This is a genomic window from Halopelagius longus, assembly GCF_900100875.1.
GTDB classification, from domain to species: domain Archaea; phylum Halobacteriota; class Halobacteria; order Halobacteriales; family Haloferacaceae; genus Halopelagius; species Halopelagius longus.
On the sequence record NZ_FNKQ01000001.1, the window covers coordinates 499387 to 515859 of the forward strand.

19 protein-coding genes are annotated in these 16473 nt (G+C 65.3%); 10 read left to right on the top strand and 9 right to left on the bottom strand.

Features of this window, described 5'->3' with window-relative positions; all coding sequences use genetic code 11:
• Window positions 1-179 precede the first annotated feature (179 nt).
• The 3 genes from BLS11_RS02555 to BLS11_RS02565 form a co-directional block, all read right to left on the bottom strand.
• On the bottom strand, window positions 180-866 hold the full coding sequence (locus tag BLS11_RS02555; protein WP_092532453.1) for a nitroreductase family protein: 687 nt from the start codon (window positions 864-866) through the stop codon (window positions 180-182).
• A gap of 124 nt (window positions 867-990) precedes the next feature.
• Entirely contained in the window at window positions 991-1413 is a 423-nt protein-coding gene (locus BLS11_RS02560) for a universal stress protein (protein ID WP_092532456.1), read from the bottom strand.
• Between the two features lie 84 nt (window positions 1414-1497).
• Window positions 1498-3381 carry an ATP-binding protein gene (locus BLS11_RS02565; RefSeq protein WP_092532459.1) on the bottom strand — a complete coding sequence of 628 codons (1884 nt, stop codon included), beginning with the start codon at window positions 3379-3381 and terminating at the stop codon, window positions 1498-1500.
• Window positions 3382-3510: 129 nt separating this feature from the next.
• On the opposite strand from BLS11_RS02565, the gene BLS11_RS02570 reads away from it, so the two are divergent.
• Window positions 3511-3852: a DUF7113 family protein gene (locus tag BLS11_RS02570; protein ID WP_092532462.1), complete on the top strand. Its 342-nt coding sequence runs from the start codon at window positions 3511-3513 to the stop codon at window positions 3850-3852.
• A 4-nt stretch (window positions 3853-3856) separates the two neighbouring features.
• Here the strand turns inward: BLS11_RS02570 and BLS11_RS02575 are convergent, their stop codons facing one another.
• Window positions 3857-5113, bottom strand: coding sequence for a DNA double-strand break repair nuclease NurA (locus tag BLS11_RS02575; RefSeq protein WP_092532465.1), 1257 nt, complete (start codon window positions 5111-5113; stop codon window positions 3857-3859).
• Between the two features lie 128 nt (window positions 5114-5241).
• Between BLS11_RS02575 and BLS11_RS02580 the strand changes: the two genes are divergently transcribed.
• Window positions 5242-5901 carry an HAD family hydrolase gene (locus BLS11_RS02580; RefSeq protein WP_092534441.1) on the top strand — a complete coding sequence of 220 codons (660 nt, stop codon included), beginning with the start codon at window positions 5242-5244 and terminating at the stop codon, window positions 5899-5901.
• Window positions 5902-5968: 67 nt separating this feature from the next.
• Here BLS11_RS02580 and BLS11_RS02585 read toward each other — a convergent pair whose 3' ends face one another.
• The 4 genes from BLS11_RS02585 to BLS11_RS02600 form a co-directional block, all read right to left on the bottom strand.
• Complete coding sequence (locus tag BLS11_RS02585) at window positions 5969-6352, bottom strand: hypothetical protein (protein WP_092532468.1); 384 nt, start codon at window positions 6350-6352, stop codon at window positions 5969-5971.
• 95 nt (window positions 6353-6447) lie between these two features.
• On the bottom strand, window positions 6448-6828 hold the full coding sequence (locus BLS11_RS02590; RefSeq protein WP_092532470.1) for a DUF7993 family protein: 381 nt from the start codon (window positions 6826-6828) through the stop codon (window positions 6448-6450).
• A 44-nt stretch (window positions 6829-6872) separates the two neighbouring features.
• Window positions 6873-7319 carry a DUF2240 family protein gene (locus BLS11_RS02595; protein WP_092532473.1) on the bottom strand — a complete coding sequence of 149 codons (447 nt, stop codon included), beginning with the start codon at window positions 7317-7319 and terminating at the stop codon, window positions 6873-6875.
• A 55-nt stretch (window positions 7320-7374) separates the two neighbouring features.
• The gene (locus tag BLS11_RS02600; protein ID WP_092532476.1) at window positions 7375-7731 is read right to left on the bottom strand and encodes a HalOD1 output domain-containing protein; all 357 of its coding nucleotides are present in this window, start codon (window positions 7729-7731) and stop codon (window positions 7375-7377) included.
• Window positions 7732-7863: 132 nt separating this feature from the next.
• Between BLS11_RS02600 and BLS11_RS02605 the strand changes: the two genes are divergently transcribed.
• Complete coding sequence (locus tag BLS11_RS02605) at window positions 7864-8241, top strand: 30S ribosomal protein S8e (protein ID WP_092532479.1); 378 nt, start codon at window positions 7864-7866, stop codon at window positions 8239-8241.
• 104 nt (window positions 8242-8345) lie between these two features.
• Here the strand turns inward: BLS11_RS02605 and BLS11_RS02610 are convergent, their stop codons facing one another.
• Window positions 8346-9347 (bottom strand): phosphate signaling complex PhoU family protein, encoded by a 1002-nt coding sequence (locus tag BLS11_RS02610; protein ID WP_092532482.1) that lies wholly within the window; start codon window positions 9345-9347, stop codon window positions 8346-8348.
• Window positions 9348-9830: 483 nt separating this feature from the next.
• Here BLS11_RS02610 and BLS11_RS02615 point away from each other — a divergent pair, with 483 nt between their 5' ends.
• The 7 genes from BLS11_RS02615 to BLS11_RS02645 all read left to right on the top strand — a co-directional run bounded on the left by BLS11_RS02615 (window position 9831) and on the right by BLS11_RS02645 (window position 16407).
• A complete protein-coding gene (locus tag BLS11_RS02615; protein WP_092532485.1) occupies window positions 9831-10895 on the top strand; it encodes a PstS family phosphate ABC transporter substrate-binding protein in 1065 nt (354 codons plus the stop codon).
• A 63-nt stretch (window positions 10896-10958) separates the two neighbouring features.
• On the top strand, window positions 10959-11918 hold the full coding sequence (gene pstC, locus BLS11_RS02620; RefSeq protein ID WP_092532488.1) for a phosphate ABC transporter permease subunit PstC: 960 nt from the start codon (window positions 10959-10961) through the stop codon (window positions 11916-11918).
• A 1-nt stretch (window position 11919) separates the two neighbouring features.
• Window positions 11920-13578, top strand: coding sequence for a phosphate ABC transporter permease PstA (gene pstA / locus BLS11_RS02625; RefSeq protein ID WP_092532491.1), 1659 nt, complete (start codon window positions 11920-11922; stop codon window positions 13576-13578).
• Between the two features lie 9 nt (window positions 13579-13587).
• Window positions 13588-14475, top strand: a complete 888-nt coding sequence (pstB, locus tag BLS11_RS02630; protein ID WP_092532494.1) for a phosphate ABC transporter ATP-binding protein PstB — start codon at window positions 13588-13590, stop codon at window positions 14473-14475.
• A gap of 196 nt (window positions 14476-14671) precedes the next feature.
• Window positions 14672-15349 carry a phosphate signaling complex protein PhoU gene (phoU, locus tag BLS11_RS02635; RefSeq protein ID WP_092532497.1) on the top strand — a complete coding sequence of 226 codons (678 nt, stop codon included), beginning with the start codon at window positions 14672-14674 and terminating at the stop codon, window positions 15347-15349.
• A 273-nt stretch (window positions 15350-15622) separates the two neighbouring features.
• Window positions 15623-15967: a DUF6176 family protein gene (locus BLS11_RS02640; protein ID WP_092532500.1), complete on the top strand. Its 345-nt coding sequence runs from the start codon at window positions 15623-15625 to the stop codon at window positions 15965-15967.
• Entirely contained in the window at window positions 15964-16407 is a 444-nt protein-coding gene (locus BLS11_RS02645) for a GNAT family N-acetyltransferase (protein ID WP_092532503.1), read from the top strand. The genes BLS11_RS02640 and BLS11_RS02645 overlap by 4 nt, the downstream gene beginning before the upstream one ends.
• Window positions 16408-16473: the final 66 nt, after the last annotated feature.

The window sequence follows — 16473 nt, forward strand, 5'->3', positions numbered from 1 at the left end:
CTAGTCGGCACCATTAACGTGGATGATATTCACAAGGTTGGAAGTGGAGTCCGCTCGCGGTGACCGCCCGCGGCGGGAATCGGTGTCGGGAAAGCCCGCGGCGAGACGGTCCGACCGAAGGCGGAACGGACGACTCCAAGAGGGAGAGAAAGGAGGGGTCGAACCCGAACTAACGCCCGTCAGTCGTCGGCGGAGGCGGGCGTCTCCGCGGGCAGTTCCGTCGAACCGAGGGGGTCGAACTCGTCGTAGTGGACGATTTCGTCCACGGGGCGGCGGTACTTCCGTTCGTTCTCGACGTCGGGGGCGTCCTCGGCGGCGTAACCCATCGTGACGAGCATCACGGGTTCGTACCGGTCGGCGTCGATGTCGAACTCCTCGACGACGCCCTCGGCGTCGAACCCGCCCATCGGGCAGGTGGCGACGCCCTCGTCCCACGCGGCGTTCAGGAGTGCGGACGCGGCCAGCGTCGTCGAGCGAACCGTCCAGACGCGGCGTTCCTCCTCGGGGAGGGCGGCCATCCCGTCGATGCTCTCCATGACGGCGTCTCGGGCCTCCTCGTTCGGGAGGTAGCCCTTGTTCAGCCAGTCGTCGAGGACGGCGTCGGCGTGCGCCGAGGGGTCCTTGTTACCGAGGACGACGACGGCGACGGGCGCGTCGGTGACGTGTTCTTGGTCGTACGCCACAGACCGGAGACGTTCGCGGTTCTCGTCTTCGGTGAGGACGAGGAACTCCCACGGTTGGAGGTTGTAACTCGACGGGGAGTGTCGGACGCGTTCGAAGATGGCCTCGATGGTCTCCTCCTCGAGCGCTTCGTCTGTGTACTGGTGAACGGAACGTCTGCTCGTGACGACTTCGCTGAACTCCATCACGTTTCGGTAGGGCCGTCCGGTACAAGTACCGGAGGGCACCGGCGCGGATGGCCGATTCCAAATCGTGTTCTCAGCCCTCGTGCCTCCCGTGTAACCCGGTTACGTCGGTGATACCGAGCGGTCACCTGACGATGGTGACGGGCACCGGCGACCGCCGGACGACGTACTCCGCGGTGCTACCGAGGATGATGCGCGAGATACCCTCCCGTCCGTGACTCCCCATGACGACGTGGTCGAACTCGCCCTCGCCGGCGACGCTGACGATGCTTTGGGCGGGACGGCCCACCTCGATTCGCGTCCGAACGTCGTCGTCGTCGTCGAACGCCGCCCGGGCCTTCGCTAACAACTCCTCGGACTCCTCGCGCATCTCCTCGTACCACTCTTCGGACCCGCCCGGCAGGGCACTCGGACGCGGGTCCGTGGCGACGGGGTCGATGACGTGCAGAAGCGTCACCGCCGCGTCTTCCCACTCCGACGACGCGAAGTGAAGCGCTTCGACGGACTGCGGCGACCCATCGACGGGCAGGAGCAGGTGTTTCGACATACGAGAACGTACGGCACGGACGAGTAAAACTCCGCGCAACTGTCGACTCGCGGATACGATCCGACGGACCGCCGGGAGGGGCCGTTACTCGCCGTGCCGCGTCACGCACGTCGAGAGGCCGCGGAGTTCGACCGGTTCGGAGTTGTCCGGCGAGTAGACGACCATCTGGCCTTTCTCCATGTACGGCACCTTCCCTTCGAGGTTCGGCGGGATGTTGACGCTCTTTATGGCGTCCTCGTCGCCGAGGTTCAACACGAGTCTCGTGTTCACCTGTTTGAACACGGGTTCGGCGATGTCTTGGGGATCTTGGGTGATGAGAAACAGCCCGAGTCGTTCCTTCCGGCCCTGTTTCGCCGCCTCCGTGAACTTCGAGACGACTTTGCGGGCTTGGACGGTGTCGGCGTCCGACAGGAAGTTGTGCGCCTCGTCCATCCCGAGAACGAGGGGCGTCTCCTTGATTCGCTGGGAGTCCGGCGCGTTCGACAGTTTGTCGTCGATGAGCATGCTCGACACCGCGAGGACGAACATCTCCTTCGCGCGACTCGTCGAGAGGTGGTACGTCGGAACGACGGTCAACCCGCCCGGCCGGACGAGTTCGTGGTCCAGTTCCGTGATGGGCCGGGCGGACTGGTCGAACACGCCGTTCGGGACGCCCCGGACGCGGCGCTTGACCGCGTCGTACGTCGCCTCGTGGACGCGCCCCGCCTCGTGGAGCTCCTCCTTCAACGCCGGGTCGTCCAGGAACGTCAGGAACTCGTCGTACGTGCCGTCGTCGCCGTGGTCGCGGAAGAACCGCCGCAGGAGTTCCCGCAGGGCGGGGTACTGGTTCTCGTTGAGGCTACTGCCGGCGACCAACCACGGCCTCTCGCGGGCCATCGAGAAGGGGATGGTGAACTCCAGTTGCTCCGCGCCGTGGTTCTCCCCGCCGTAGGGGACGCCGTCCTCCTTCGGCACGAGAGCGAGGGTGTCGTCGTGGCCGCCGTGGGCGATGCCCTCGCGTTCGTACCGGCGGGCCACGTCGTCGTCCATCGACGGGTTGTCGTCGTGCATCTGGGCGTACTCGTCCTGCGGGTCGAACTGCACGACGGCCATCCGCGCGTTCCGCCCGTCGTCCATCCGGTACGTCCGGTCGGAATCGAGCAGTTGTCGCAGCAGGTTCTTCGAGGCGTGCGTCTTCCCCGACCCGGTGCCGCCCGCGACGAGGGTGTGCCGGAAGACGAGTGGGTCGCCGTCGGCGTAGTCGTCCTTCAGGCGGTAGTCGATGGTCGGCGGTTCCGCCGCGGTGCGAACCTTCTCGCCGCCGACCGAGAGATGTCCGAGGAAGACGCCCTCGGAGGGGATGTTCAGCCCCGTCTTTATCTGCTCTGCGTCTTCGGCCTCCGCGACTATCGCCCGCGGTTTCGGCACGCGGTCCACCATCCGGCGCTTCATCTCCTCGCCGTCGTCGAAGAGGACGGCCACGGGGTCCAGCGTCGCGACGAACTTGTAGTCGCGTTCGTCGAAGTCGTCGCGCCGCATCGCGCGCCGGGCGTGTATCTCGGTGGCGTCGTCGGCTTGGAACTCTTGTGCGTACTCCAGAGAGCAGATGCGACAGAACAGCAGTTCGTCGTCGGGGTACGGGACGAGGAGGTACTTCCCGAGGCGGACGTTCTCTCGGTTCCCCGTCGTGACGAACGCCCGAAGCGAGGTGTCCTCGCCGTCCTCGGCCACGCGGAGTCCCTTCGAGACGGCTATCGCGCCGATGCCGCGGTCCGTCCCCGCGGGTTCGACGTCCATCTCGTCGAACGCGAGTCCGTCTTCGCTCGACCCGTTCGACGCGCCGGACGCGCCCGTCGCGGACGCCCCCGCGCCCGAACCGGTCGGGGCGGGCGCGGCCGGTTCCTCCGACGCCGACTCGTCCGACGCGGACGAGTCGGACGACCCGTTCCCCCCGTTCATCTCCTCCTCGAAGTCGCCGAGGTCCACCATGACGTTCCACGACAGGAAGTCCCTCGACTAAAACACCACCCATCGCAGTCCTCCCGCGCGATTCGTGGGTCTCGCCCACATCTCTCGGCCTCCACGCGCCTTTTCACCCTCGGGGACGTACCGTCGGGCATGCTCTTAGTTCGCGGTTACGGCGGCGGGACGACGCTGACGGGGACGATATACGAACGGGGCGAACGCGCGCCGTCGTTCAAGGGCGCGCCCGACGAGGACGCCCCGTACGTCTGGGTCTGCGACGAGTTCTACGAAGTAGAGAGCGGCGGCACGCAGACGGAGATCGGCGGCCGGACGCTGAACGTCGCGTTCGACGCGCCGATGCCCCGCGGGTTCGACACGCGGGAGCAGGCGCTGAACGCAGCGAAGGACCACGTGAAGACGCAGTTCGCCCGCGTCGGCGTCACCGAAGACGACGTGAACATCGAAGTCGTCAAGACCGAACCCGACGCGGCCTGAGTTCCTACTCGTCGGGCCCCCACCGAACGTCGTCGTACCGGCGCACCGCGTCGGACTCGAACTCGTCTTCTAACTTCCGCCGCAGGGCGGCCTTCTCGTGTGCGCTGATGCGCGCCAACTCGTCGGCCTTCTCCACCGCCTCCGGCGGGCCGCGTTGGGCGGCCACGTCGCGCAGAATCTGCGTCGCGAGCGCGCGCCTCGTCTCCTCCTTCCGGGTGAACGCGTACGGCGCTTCCGCGCGGTAGAGGACGTCCGTCCGGGGGTCGTAGACGACGAAGAACGTCACCTCGTACAGTTCGGCGTCGAGTTCCCGGTCGATGCCGTAGGCGTCGCCGTCCGTCGAGAGCGCCCGGTCTGACCCGCCCCGAGAGCGGAACCAGTTCGTGAACGTCAGGTCGCGCGTCCTGCGGCCCTCGTTCCCGTGTCCGGGGGCGTCGCGGCGTTCCAACAGGCGGGTGAAGAACGCCGTGTCGTCGGTCCACGGGGCCTCCATCTCTCGCTCGCGGACGGTCCGGACGACGTGCTTCGCGCTCGGGTTCTTCACGAACCCCACGAGGGGAACGTCCCGCCGGACGAACGACTCGACGAGTCGGACGTAGTTCTCGACGACGCTCTGCGGCTTCGCCTCCCGCGCTAACTCGCCGAGTTCCTCGTCTCTGTCGCGCCAGTTCAACAGTTCCTTCGGGTAGAGGGGGCCGTCGAGGACGAGCAAGTCCTCCACCTCCTCCGCGTGTTCGAGTGCGTGCGTGCTCTCTGCGAGGTACAGAGAGAGCGCGTGGACGACGCCCTCGGCGTACCGACTCACGCGCGGCGACTGGACGACCCGCCAGCGACAGTACCCGTCGTCGAGTTTCCGCCACGGTTCGTCGAGGGCGGCGGTGGCGTCGTTCGAGTGGGCGGTGGCGACGATGCTCCGGCACCGGTGCAGGTCGAGGTCCGAGGGGACGGCGGCCATCGCCGCCTGCGCCAAGTCGAGGACGAGTCCGTTCTTGAACGTCGTCGGGTTGATGGTGCCGGAGTCGAGGCCGTGGACCGTCTCGAACGGCGCGTCCGCGAGGGCCACGTCGTCGATTTCGACCGCCTGCAGGCGCTTCTCTCCGAGCACGTCGAGTACCACGTCGCCGTCGGGGCCGTACAGGGGTTCGAGGAACTCCTCCCAGACGCGCCGGGCGAGGTCGGTGTGTTCGCGGTCGTCCACGCGCTTCGCGAGGTAGCTCGCGAGGTTCGCGATGCCGTCTACGTGGACGGGGTCGAGCGTCATTGTCACGCCTGTTGCGACGGGTCGGCAAAAACCCCGTCGTCACGGAACGTCGGACTCGCCGCCGACGGCGTCGGAACTGTCGGCGCGGAAGGACAAGCGTCATGCCCGTCCCGCCCCAACTTCGGGTCGTGACTATCCGGGCGGTCGGTTTCGACTTGGACTACACGCTCGCGGTGCCGACGAGCGACCGGACGACGATTCTCAACGAGGCGGCCGCGGCGACGGGCGCGCCGGAGTTGTCGCGGAGCGCCTACCTCGACGCGCACAGTCGAAACCTCACGAGCGAGACGCGGACGCCCATCTTCGAGCATCTGCTCGCGGAACGGGGCTCCGACGTGGACCCGGCGGCACTCGCGGCGGCGTACCGCGAACGCATCGCCGACGCCCTCGTCCCCATCGACGGCGCGCGCGAGTTCCTCGCGACGCTTCGGGAGACGTACGCGGTCGGACTCCTGACGAACGGCCCGCGCGTCGCCCAGCGTGACAAACTGGAGACGCTGGGGTGGACCGACGCGTTCGACGCCGCCCTCGTCACCGGCGAACTCCCCGCCGGGAAGCCCGACCCGGCGGCGTTCGAGGCGCTTCTGGACGCGCTCGGAACCGCCCCCGAGGAGACGGTGTACGTCGGCGACGACGTGGACGCCGACATCGGCGGCGCGGCCGCCGCCGGACTCGTCCCGGTGCAGGTGGTCTTCGAGGGCGGGCCGGACCCCGACCCGAAGGCGGCCGCGCATGTCCCGCGCGAGGAACTCACGACGCGACTGCCGACGCTGTTAGCGGAGCTATAGTCCGGTCGAATCGGCGTCCGTCGTACGGGTCGGCGCTCAGAAAAAGGCGAGACGCGAGTCGCGAACCTCACGCACGGAACGTTCTCACGATGCCGCGGCGGGCCACGCCGATGAGGAACAGCGCGAACACCGCCACGAGGAGCCACCGGCCCGTCTCGGTGCTGAGGGCCTCTGCGAACATCCCCAGCAGGTCGAGGCCGACGGCCTGCCCGATCGCGAACAGGAACAGTACGAAGCCGGCGACGGCGAGTCCCCAGCGCAACGCGGCGCTGGCGAACAGTGCGCCGAGTCCGGACCGGACGTCCGCTCGGCGTCCGGCGGGCCGCGACTCCGCGGCCGGTCGGTTCTCGGCGCGGGGCTCGCCGGCGGGTTCCTGCGGCGTCTGTCGGTCCGTTACCGCTGAATCGCCCTGTGCGCGCCGTGGGTCCGCATCTTCGCCTTTTCGGGGCATAGTGACACCCCACTCGGGTCAGGAGACGGACGCATTTGGTTACTCGGTGTTTAGATGCCGTTTCGGGCCGTTTCACGCCGTTTCGGCCGTCAGATTCATGCGTCCGCGACGGCCCGAAGCGCCGGCAGCAACCACTTCACCTGCGCGCCGTCCTCGACGAACACGAGCGTCCGCGGCGGACGGACGGCCTTCGGACGGACGCGCAGACCCTCGGCGTCGGCCGCCTCGGCGGCGACATCCACCGCGGTGACGAACTCCGCGCGGGCGCGGTCGGGGTGGACGTACACCTCGGCGACGGCGTTACCTTCGCCGTCCGCTTCGGTCCGGACGATTCGATACGCGAACGCGCCGTCCTCGGTCGGTTCGACGTCCGGGTCGGCGTCGGAGACGGCGAGGGGGAGGTCCTCGTGGCCCTCGACTTCCGAGGCGACGAACTGCGCGATTCGCTTCCCGTCCGTCAGTCTGTCCTCGACCATGTTCGCCGTTCGTCCGCCCGCCGTTTAGGCCGCGCGGTTCGCTCTCAGTTCCCGAGTTCGCCCGCCGCCTTCTTCGCGGCGTCGCTCACGTCGACGCCCCGGCGCTTTGCGTACACTGCGGCTGCGGCTTCGACGCTCACGGCGAGTTCTCGCTGGAGTTCGTTCACGCCGGCGACCGCCTCCTGTTTGTCGTGGCCGGCGGCGACGAGGGCGTCGAGCATCTGCTCGAACGCCGACTGCTCGCGGAGAATCGACTCGTCGGGTTCGTACTCTTCGGGCACCGACACCGCACCGGGGTCGAACGAGGCGACGACGTCGCCGTCCTCGCGAGCGAGGAGTCCGCGCCCGGCGGCGACGTCGATGAGTCGCTTCGCTTGGTCGGGGGAGAACCAGTCTCGGTCCAAAGAGAGGGCGACGACGAACTCGCCTTCGCCCAACGTGTCGGTCCCCCGTTGCTTGAACGGCACCGCGACGGCCACCTCGAGACTCATGGCTCCTCGTGGGACGGCGACGGACAAGGAGTTCCCGGTTCGGTCGGCGGGCGCGTCAGTCGTCGGCGGTTCGCTCGCCGCGTTCGGACTCCGCGTCCCTCTCGACGCCTCCGGCGGCCCCCGCGGGGACGACGGTGACGTGACCGTCCGAGGTGACGGTGACCTCGCAGCCGGCAATTTCGAATATGAGACGACCCGGGCCGCGTTCTCTCCCGCCGCGTTCCTCGAACACGCGTTCCAGCGCGTCCGGGTCTACGGCTTCGTTCAGTTCGACCGGCAGGTCGTTCGGGTGACAGTCGAGCGCTTCGGAGAGCGCGTACACGACCGTCGTCGCGAGATGTTCGTCCGAATCACGCGTCACCTCGACCGGACGGATGGGGCTGTCCGGGCCCGAGCCGACGTCGGAAGACATGTTCGGACCGACGCGTTCGGCCGGTTTAAAATTATCCGGACGCTATCGAACGTGATAATCGGAAAACACGAAGGGGTGTGCGTTCTGCGCTGAGTCGAGCGATTCAAGTAGTTACCGGGATTCTCACCGCGTATGAAGGACCAAGGACGCTCGAAGCGAAAGCGCACCGGAGGCCGACTTCGGCGCTCCAGCAACAAGAAGCGCTACCAACTCGGCCGCGAACCGACGGAGACGACCGTCGGCGAACCGCGGTTCCGCACCGTCGACTCCCGCGGGAACCAGAAGAAGGTCCGCGCCCTCTCGACGAACGTCGCGCAGGTCGCAGACGGCGACACGGTCACCGAGGCCGAAATCGAGAACGTCGTGGACAACCCCGCGAACATCAACTACATCCGACGGAACATCATCACGAAGGGCGCAATCCTCGAGACCAGCGAGGGCCGCGCCCGCGTGACCTCCCGCCCCGGTCAGGACGGACAGGTCAACGCCGTCCTCGTCGACGAGGAGTAACGCCTTCGAGCGACCGCCGTTTTTCTTCGGAGTCTCCGCCGCGTAGCGTCGTCGCCGTCGATTCCGGCGTCGGAGCGAAACAGTCGGAGTTCGAGGACCGTCGTTCAGGGCGTCGGCGCGGCCTTCTGAAGCGCCGTCTCGGCGATGTTACCGCCGTAGTCGGCGCTCCGGGAGACGGAGTCCACGATGAGACCGAGTAGTTGCGCGCGCGCGGGGTCGAGTTCGCGCAGGAGTTCGTCGATGGCGCGGGCGCGTTCGTCGATGGCCTGCACCGATTCGCGCGCCTCGTTCGCGAGGCGCGTCGCCTCGGAGCTCTCCTCCGTGAACAGCGCGTCCATCCCGTCGTCTACGACCCTCGTGGCCTCCGTGTACAGTTCGCGCAGGGCGTCGGCCACGTCGTCGGGGACGGGTTCCTGAATCTCCAGCGTGAGGTGGGCAATCTTCGTCGCGTGATCCGCGACGCGTTCGAGCTGTCTGGCCGCCGACTGGTAGTCGAAACACACCTCCCGCGGGAGGCCGAGTTCCTCGGCCGCCTTCGGCGTTCGGAGCGTCGCCCGGAAGATGCGCGAGACGACCATCCAGAGTCGGTCCACGTCGTCGTCGCGTTGGATGACGTCGAGCGCCATGTCTTGGTCGAGCTCCGTGAGCGCCTCGATGGCGTCTTCGAGCATCGAGAGGGCGATGAGGCGCATCCGCGTCACCGCGTTGTGGATGGACAGTTCCGAGGAGTCCAACAGGTCGCGGATGACCACGCGGTCGCGCGTCTCTTCGAGCACCTCCAAGCCGACGAGACTCTGCGTCGCCTCGCGGATCGTCCGACGTTGGTCGGTCGTGATGCGTCCGCTCTCCAACCCGATGATGTCGAACCCGCTGACGTACATCGTCATCACCGCGCGCATCAGCTCGTCGCTCTCTAAGTTCGTGATGTCGAGCGTCCCCTCCGTCCGTTCCTCCTCCGTTCGGGGGGTGAGAAACAGCGAATCGCCCTCGGGGTAGAACTCCACTTCGCTCCCCGCGGAGATTCCGTTTGCAGTCGCCCAGTCTTTCGGGATGGACACCGTGAACGTCGACCCGCCCGTCACCTGCACCTTCCGGGTTTCGACCATACGAGGGTGTGTGATTGTATGGGACATAAATCTGCCTTTTCCTATATACTATTGCCGTCCCCTCCGGTGTTGTCGTTCAGAGAACCGACGTTCGCCCGTACACGCGCGCTTCGAGGCGCTACGGTGGCGGCCCGGAATAGGGAATTTCGGACGATCGAGGGCAAATCACCGCCGAACGAGGATCCTAAGCCGGGTCACCATACCACTATATACAACGGCCTCCGCTACTCGAACTGTTCTGTGATGGAGAATGAACCCGCCCTCGAATCAGTTCCGTTCGCAGAAATACCACGAGACGGTCAATAGCTTCGAGATTCATATCCCGAATAGAGGCGCTGAACGGCCGGTATTCGTCCTCCACCGAGCGAAAGATGAAGCACAAGTGTCAATTGTGGGCGGGTGGACGTACAACTATGAACGAATATTTTGTCTATATAGCCATATTAGCAGGGGTTTTAGTCTGTCTTGCGATATCTACGGTTGATGACGCGCCAAAGTAAGCGGACGGGATCGAACCTCTCACGCCGTAAGTTTATCGTCGGTGCCGGTGCGGCCGGCGTCGCGGGACTGGCCGGATGTACGCGAAGCGGCGGTTCCTCGGGAAGTCCGACCGAGTCGGGCGGCGACTCGACGGACTCCGGCGGCGAGGGGACGGAGGGAACGCAGAGCGAGACGCTCTCGGGCGACATCAACGTCGCCGGCTCTTCTACGGTGTTCCCGCTCGCTACTGCGATGGCCGAGCGATTCCAAAAGAATCACTCGGGAGTCAGCGTCAACATCCAGTCTACCGGGTCCGGCGGCGGCTTCGCCAACTACTTCTGTACCGGACAGACGGACTTCAACAACGCGTCGCGTCCCATCAAGAAGGAGGAGAAACAGCAGTGTTCCTCCAACGACGTCGAACCCGTCGAGTTGAAAGTCGCGACGGACGCGCTCACGGTCATCGTCAACAACGACAACGACTGGATCGGCGAGGGCCTCACCGTCGAGCAACTCAAGCAGATCTGGTCCGCGGAGACCAAACCCAAGACGTGGGCGGACGTCAACTCCGAGTGGCCCGACGAACCCCTCGAACTGTTCGGCCCCACCGACGCTTCGGGGACGTACGACTACTTCATCGAGGCCGTCCTCGGCGAGGAAGGGCCGGGTCACCGTCAGGACTACTCCGCGACCGAACAGGACCGCACCATCGTGCAGGGCGTCCAAGGGTCGAAGTACGCGATGGGGTACCTCGGCTTCGCCTACTACAGCGAGAACCAAGACGCCGTGCAGGCCGTCCCCATCAAGGACGGCGACGGCGGCTACGTGGAGCCTTCGCTCGACAACGCCCTCCAAGGCAAGTACACTCCCCTCTCCCGTCCGCTGTTCACCTACGCCGCGAAGTCGTCGCTCTCGAAGAACCACGTCGCCGAGTTCGCCAAGTTCTGGCTCGAGAACGCCACCAGCAAGAAAATCGTCGCCGAGGAAGTCGGCTACGTTCCGCTCAGCGACAAGGAGCAGAGCCAGATGATGGACAAACTCGAATCCGCCATCCAAGAGGCGAACTAAGGCCTCACTAGCCGGAATCTACTAACGAAGCGTTTTTTCATAACCCACGACTCATACCACACAATGAGCACAGACGACTTAGAATCTGACCTCACGCGGCAGACGGAGAACTCGCCGCGTGAGTTGCTGACGCGGTCGTTCTTTTTCCTGTGCGCGGCGCTCTCCGTCGTTACGACCGTCAGCATCGTCGCCCTTCTCGTCACCGAGGCGGCGAAGTTCTTCAGCATCACGGCGCCGCTTATGGGCGTCGAAGGCGAAACCGCGTCCCTCGTCGAGTTCCTCACTGGGACGACGTGGCAGATAAACAGCCAGGAGTTCGGCGTGCTGGCGCTCGTCTCCGCGACGTTCATGATTACCATCGGGTCGGCGGTCATCGCGCTTCCGCTGGGGGTGGCCACCGCCATCTACCTCAGCGAGTACGCGAGCGCGCAGGCCCGGTCGGTGCTGAAGCCGGCGCTCGAAATCCTCGCCGGCGTCCCGACGGTCGTCTACGGCTTCTTCGCGCTCATCTACATCACGCCCGCGTTGGAGGTCATCTTCCCGAGCATCGGGACGTTCAACCTCCTGTCGGCGAGCATCGTCGTCGGCATCATGATAATCCCGATGGTCGCCTCCATCAGCGAGGACGCGATGTCCGCCGTCCCGGACGAACTCCGGCAGGCGGGCTACGGGATGGGCGCGACGAAGTTCGACGTCTCGACCGGAATCGTCGTCCCCGCGGCGCTCTCCGGCATCTTCTCCTCGTTCATCCTCGCGCTCTCGCGGGCCATCGGCGAGACGATGGCCGTCACCGTCGCCGCGGGCTCGCAGGCGAGGTTCCTCAACCCGCTCGACCCGACCTCCTTCCTCGAAGGGGCGCTTCCGATGACCGCCGCGATGGTCCAACTGCTCACCGGCGACATCACCGGGGGCGGCCTCGCGTACCGCAGCCTGTTCGCCATCGGTCTCGTCCTCTTCGTCATCACGCTCGTCATGAACCTCGTAAGCGACATCGTCGCCCAACGCTACCGGGAGGAGTACTGAGATGGCAACCGAAAACGAAGCCGGGCAGGTGCAGAGCTTCGGACAGGTCAGCCGGACGGTCGGCACCGTCTTCCGGTACCTGCTCATGGCCGCGACGATGTTCGGCATCGTCACGCTCGGCGTCCTCCTCGTCTACGTCGCAAACGACGCGATACAGCCGCTCTCCGCCGACCCCGGCTGGTATCTCGTCTTCTTCGTGACGCTCGTGCTCCCCTCGACCCTCCTCGGCGGATATCTCGCCCTGCGGCGGATGCCCGCGCTCAAACTCGGCGGGATGGTCGTCGGGATGCTCGTCGTCACCCTCATGTTCAGTGGCGGCGTCGCCGTCGTCTTCGTCGACATCATCCCGCCGCTCGTCGGCTTCTCCTACGCGGTTGCGTTCGCCCTCCCGACGGTTGCCGTCGTCGGCCTGATGAAGTACGACCGACACATCGGCTTCACGACTCGACTCGTTTCGACCGCCGCCCTCTTCTACCTCTCGCTGTTTGGCTTCCCGGGCCCGGTCGGTGAAGCGCTGGGACTCCCGCCGCTCCTTCACGGCGTCGCCGGACTCGTGCGGTCCGCGCCGTTCGTGCCGCTCGATTGGGTGATGGTCACGCTCGTCGTCGGTTCGGTGCTGGCCGTCGCAGTCGGCCGGTACGTCGCCAAGATATTCGAGTCCGCACGCACGGGCGCGTACGCGGGCGTCGCCGCCATCGCCGCGACGGCCGCGGGCGCACTCGTCGGCCCGGTCGTCGGCGTCGACCCGGTTTCGATGGCCATCGTCACCGGCGTCGCGCTTGTTCCCACCGCCACGTACGCCGGGGGGTCGGCCGTCGTGCGCGAGGAGGACCGACTCGGACTACTCTTTGCCGCCGTCGTCATCGGCGGTTCGCTCCTCGGCGCCGCCGCCGTGGACGTCCTCGGCTTCGCGGGGCCGCAGTCGTGGGTCGATTGGCAGTTCCTCACCAGTTCCCACAGCGGGGCCGCCGAGAACGCCGGTCTGTACCCGGCCATCGGCGGGTCGATACTGCTTATGTGTACGGTCGCCGCGCTGTCGTTCCCGCTGGGCGTCGGCGCCGCGGTGTACCTCGAAGAGTACGCCCCGAACAACGCGTTCACCCGGTTCATCGACGTGAACATCTCGAACCTCGCTGGCGTCCCCTCCGTCGTCTACGGTCTGCTCGGACTCGGCGTGTTCGTCACGTACCTCAACCGACCGACGGGGACGGTGCTCATCGGCGGCGCGACGCTCGCGCTCCTCATCCTGCCCATCGTCATCATCTCGGCGCGGGAGGCCATCCGGTCTGTCCCCTCGGACATGCGGCAGGCGTCTTACGGGATGGGCGCGACGCGGTGGCAGACCATCAAGAACGTCGTGTTGCCCGAGGCGTTCCCCGGCATCCTCACCGGGACGATTCTGGCGCTCGGACGCGCCATCGGGGAGACGGCGCCGCTCATCATGATCGGCGCGCCGAACGTGCTGTTTAACCTGCCGACGGACCTCACCTCGAAGGTGAGCGCGATGCCGCTTCAGGTGTACGCGTGGTCGAGTCTGTTCGCCAGCGAAGACTTCTACACCAAGGCAGTACCCGCCGGCGTGGTCGTGTTGCTGGCGGTGTTGCTCGCGATGAACTCCATCGCGATCGTCCTCCGGAACAAGTATGAGAACGAAACCTAACTTCAAACCATGAGCCAAGAAGACACAGAGACGGACTTCGGTTCGACGCGGGAACGGGGTGACGAGGACCCGACGAACGACGACATGCTCGTCGAGACGGACATCAGCGAGAGCGTCTCACCCTCGGAGTCACAGACGCACCGCCGGAACACCATCGTGCGCGCGGAGAACGTCAACGTCTGGTACGGCGACGATCAGGCGCTGAACGACATCACGATGGAGATTCCCGAGAACAGCGTCACCGCGATGGTCGGCCCCTCGGGGTGCGGGAAATCGACGTTCCTGCGCTGTATCAACCGGATGAACGACCTCATCGACAGCGCTCGCGTCGAGGGAAAACTGACCCTCCGCGGGAAGAACGTCTACGACTCCGACGTGGACCCCGTCGCCCTCCGGCGCCGCGTCGGGATGGTGTTTCAGGAGCCGAACCCGTTCCCGAAGAGCATCTACGACAACGTCGTCTACGGCCTCGAAATTCAGGGGAAGGGCGGCGACTACGACGAAATCGTCGAGCAGTCGCTCAAGCGCGCCGCCCTCTGGGACGAGGTGAAAGACCGACTGGACGAGTCGGGTCTGGAACTCTCCGGCGGCCAACAGCAGCGTCTCTGCATCGCGCGGGCCATCGCGCCGGACCCTGAAGTCCTCCTGATGGACGAACCGGCGTCGGCGCTCGACCCCGTCGCCACCTCCCAAATCGAGGACCTCATCGAGGAACTCGCCGAGGACTACACCGTCGTCATCGTCACTCACAACATGCAACAGGCCGCCCGCATCTCCGACCAGACGGCCGTCTTCCTGACGGGCGGGGAACTCGTCGAGTTCGACGACACCCAGAAGATATTCGAGAACCCCGACAGCCAACGCGTCGAAGACTACATCACCGGCAAGTTCGGATAACGCTCGCCGCGTCTCCGCCGGCGGCACTCCCGCCGTCCGTCTTCTTGGCTTTTCTCGCCGACCCCCGTTACTCCCGTAGAGTCTCCCTATTTCGACGGATGAGTACTGAACGGCGTCTCCCGACGGACGGCAGTATATAGTGCTAAATACGTATATATGCGACACCCTTATTCCGCCGCCTCACCTCCCCACAGATATGCCGCGACAAGAGTATCAAGCGTCCCTTCAATCACTCCGCGACGACGTTCTCTACTTGAGCGAGATCGTCGCGGAGCGTCTCCGAACGGGACTCACCGCACTCGAACAGAAAGATACGGAGTTGGCCCAAGAGGTCATCGAAGGCGACGACGAGGTTAACCGGCTGTACTTGGAACTCGAACAGGACTGCATCGACCTCATCGCACTCCAGCAACCGGTCGCCTCGGACCTGCGATTCATCGCCGCGTCGTTCAAGATAATCACCGACCTCGAACGCATCGGCGACCTCGCAGTGAACCTCGCGGACTACACGCTCTCGGCCAAACGAGACCTGTTCCCCGAGGTCAACGTCCAGCAGTTGGGCGAAGTGACGATCGGGATGCTCGACGACGCGATGGAGGCCTACGAGGAGAGAGACACCGAACTCTGCTACAAGGTCGCCGAACGCGACGACGAACTCGACTCGATGTGCGAGGTGGCGAGCGAAATCGTCGTCCGCGACCTCATCGAGTCGGACCCCTTCTCCGACGAGGACCTAAACTCCGAGGATTACATGGAGGACGTCTCCCGACTGCTCCTCACCATCCGTGACCTCGAACGCGTCGGCGACCACGGGGTCAACATCGCCGCCCGGTCGCTGTACATGATCGAAGACGACGACGAACTTCTCTACTGAAACCCACCTTTTTCGAGGGGGTCCTCGGCGACGGCAAAGCCGTCGCCTCGAACCCCCTCCAAAAATCTGGACCACTACCAGAAATCTCCGATTTCTGGTCGTTCAGCCAGAACGCTTCGCGTTCTGGCGACAAAAAGGGCCGCGAGGCTCGGGCTTCGCCCTCGCTCGCGGTACAACCCGATGGCCGACCCCAACAGGGACGACTGCCAACTCGTACGATGGTGTCCAAGAGGTGATGTTTATGCTGACGTGTGATGATCGTGCACTGACAGCATGTCCGAGGTTATTCTGACTAAAAATAGAATCGAGCCGGGGAAGAGGGACCGACTTCGGGAGTGGATGACGGAAATCACGACCCGGCGCGAGGAGGCCATCGAAACTCTCCGATACGAGGGTATGATTTCGGAAGCGGCCTTTCTAGAACAGACTGACGATGCCGACTACCTCGTGTACTACATGGAAGCGGAAGACATAGACGGGGTTTACGAAGCGTTCCAATCGTCCCCGTACGAAATCGACCACGAACACGGGGAGGTTCTAGACGAGGTGTTAGCCGACGACCAGCCGAAGCGAGATATCGAACTCCTCTATCATCTCGTGAACCCGGAACACCGATGAGCGAGACCGACGTACGGACGCTCTCCCCCGACGACGCTGACGAACTCGCCGCCCTCTACGAGGAGTACGAGTGGTGGGCCGACCGGGACGCAGACGGCGTTCGTACGGCGTTAGCCGAGACGGATGTCGCGGTCGGCGTCGAACTCGACGGTACTCTCGTCGGCGCGGCGCGTATCCTGACCGACTACACCTACTACGCGAACGTCTTCGACGTCGTCGTCGCCGCCGACCACCGCGGCGAGGGTATCGGTGGAACTCTCATGGAGGCCGTCACGGACCACCCGCAACTCCGGGACGTACCCGGCCTATCGCTCCTCTGTCGTCGCGGACTCGTCCCTTTCTACGAGTCGGTCGGTTTCGAACTGTTCGACCCCGAAGTCGAGATTCCGGAGGGCGGTACCGAGAGGTTGGTCCGGATGACGTACGAACAGGGTGATTGAGCCGCGAACCGTTGGCTGCCTCTGAGCGAAAAAACGAAAAGCGGGATAGAGGGAACTGCACCGCGA

What these genes read in the sequence shown, in the direction of transcription:
- BLS11_RS02575 (WP_092532465.1), bottom strand. Translation starts at nt 5,113, where the DNA reads ATGACGCTCGACCCCGTCCACGTAGACGGCATCGCGAACCTCGCGAGC.
- BLS11_RS02565 (WP_092532459.1), bottom strand. Translation starts at nt 3,381, where the DNA reads ATGGTGGACCTCGGCGACTTCGAGGAGGAGATGAACGGGGGGAACGGG.
- BLS11_RS02560 (WP_092532456.1), bottom strand. Translation starts at nt 1,413, where the DNA reads ATGTCGAAACACCTGCTCCTGCCCGTCGATGGGTCGCCGCAGTCCGTC.
- BLS11_RS02555 (WP_092532453.1), bottom strand. Translation starts at nt 866, where the DNA reads ATGGAGTTCAGCGAAGTCGTCACGAGCAGACGTTCCGTTCACCAGTAC.
- BLS11_RS02570 (WP_092532462.1), top strand. Translation starts at nt 3,511, where the DNA reads ATGCTCTTAGTTCGCGGTTACGGCGGCGGGACGACGCTGACGGGGACG.
- BLS11_RS02600 (WP_092532476.1), bottom strand. Translation starts at nt 7,731, where the DNA reads ATGTCTTCCGACGTCGGCTCGGGCCCGGACAGCCCCATCCGTCCGGTC.
- BLS11_RS02610 (WP_092532482.1), bottom strand. Translation starts at nt 9,347, where the DNA reads ATGGTCGAAACCCGGAAGGTGCAGGTGACGGGCGGGTCGACGTTCACG.
- BLS11_RS02590 (WP_092532470.1), bottom strand. Translation starts at nt 6,828, where the DNA reads ATGGTCGAGGACAGACTGACGGACGGGAAGCGAATCGCGCAGTTCGTC.
- BLS11_RS02640 (WP_092532500.1), top strand. Translation starts at nt 15,623, where the DNA reads ATGTCCGAGGTTATTCTGACTAAAAATAGAATCGAGCCGGGGAAGAGG.
- pstB (WP_092532494.1), top strand. Translation starts at nt 13,588, where the DNA reads ATGAGCCAAGAAGACACAGAGACGGACTTCGGTTCGACGCGGGAACGG.
- BLS11_RS02585 (WP_092532468.1), bottom strand. Translation starts at nt 6,352, where the DNA reads ATGCCCCGAAAAGGCGAAGATGCGGACCCACGGCGCGCACAGGGCGAT.
- phoU (WP_092532497.1), top strand. Translation starts at nt 14,672, where the DNA reads ATGCCGCGACAAGAGTATCAAGCGTCCCTTCAATCACTCCGCGACGAC.
- pstA (WP_092532491.1), top strand. Translation starts at nt 11,920, where the DNA reads ATGGCAACCGAAAACGAAGCCGGGCAGGTGCAGAGCTTCGGACAGGTC.
- pstC (WP_092532488.1), top strand. Translation starts at nt 10,959, where the DNA reads ATGAGCACAGACGACTTAGAATCTGACCTCACGCGGCAGACGGAGAAC.
- BLS11_RS02595 (WP_092532473.1), bottom strand. Translation starts at nt 7,319, where the DNA reads ATGAGTCTCGAGGTGGCCGTCGCGGTGCCGTTCAAGCAACGGGGGACC.
- BLS11_RS02615 (WP_092532485.1), top strand. Translation starts at nt 9,831, where the DNA reads ATGACGCGCCAAAGTAAGCGGACGGGATCGAACCTCTCACGCCGTAAG.
- BLS11_RS02605 (WP_092532479.1), top strand. Translation starts at nt 7,864, where the DNA reads ATGAAGGACCAAGGACGCTCGAAGCGAAAGCGCACCGGAGGCCGACTT.
- BLS11_RS02645 (WP_092532503.1), top strand. Translation starts at nt 15,964, where the DNA reads ATGAGCGAGACCGACGTACGGACGCTCTCCCCCGACGACGCTGACGAA.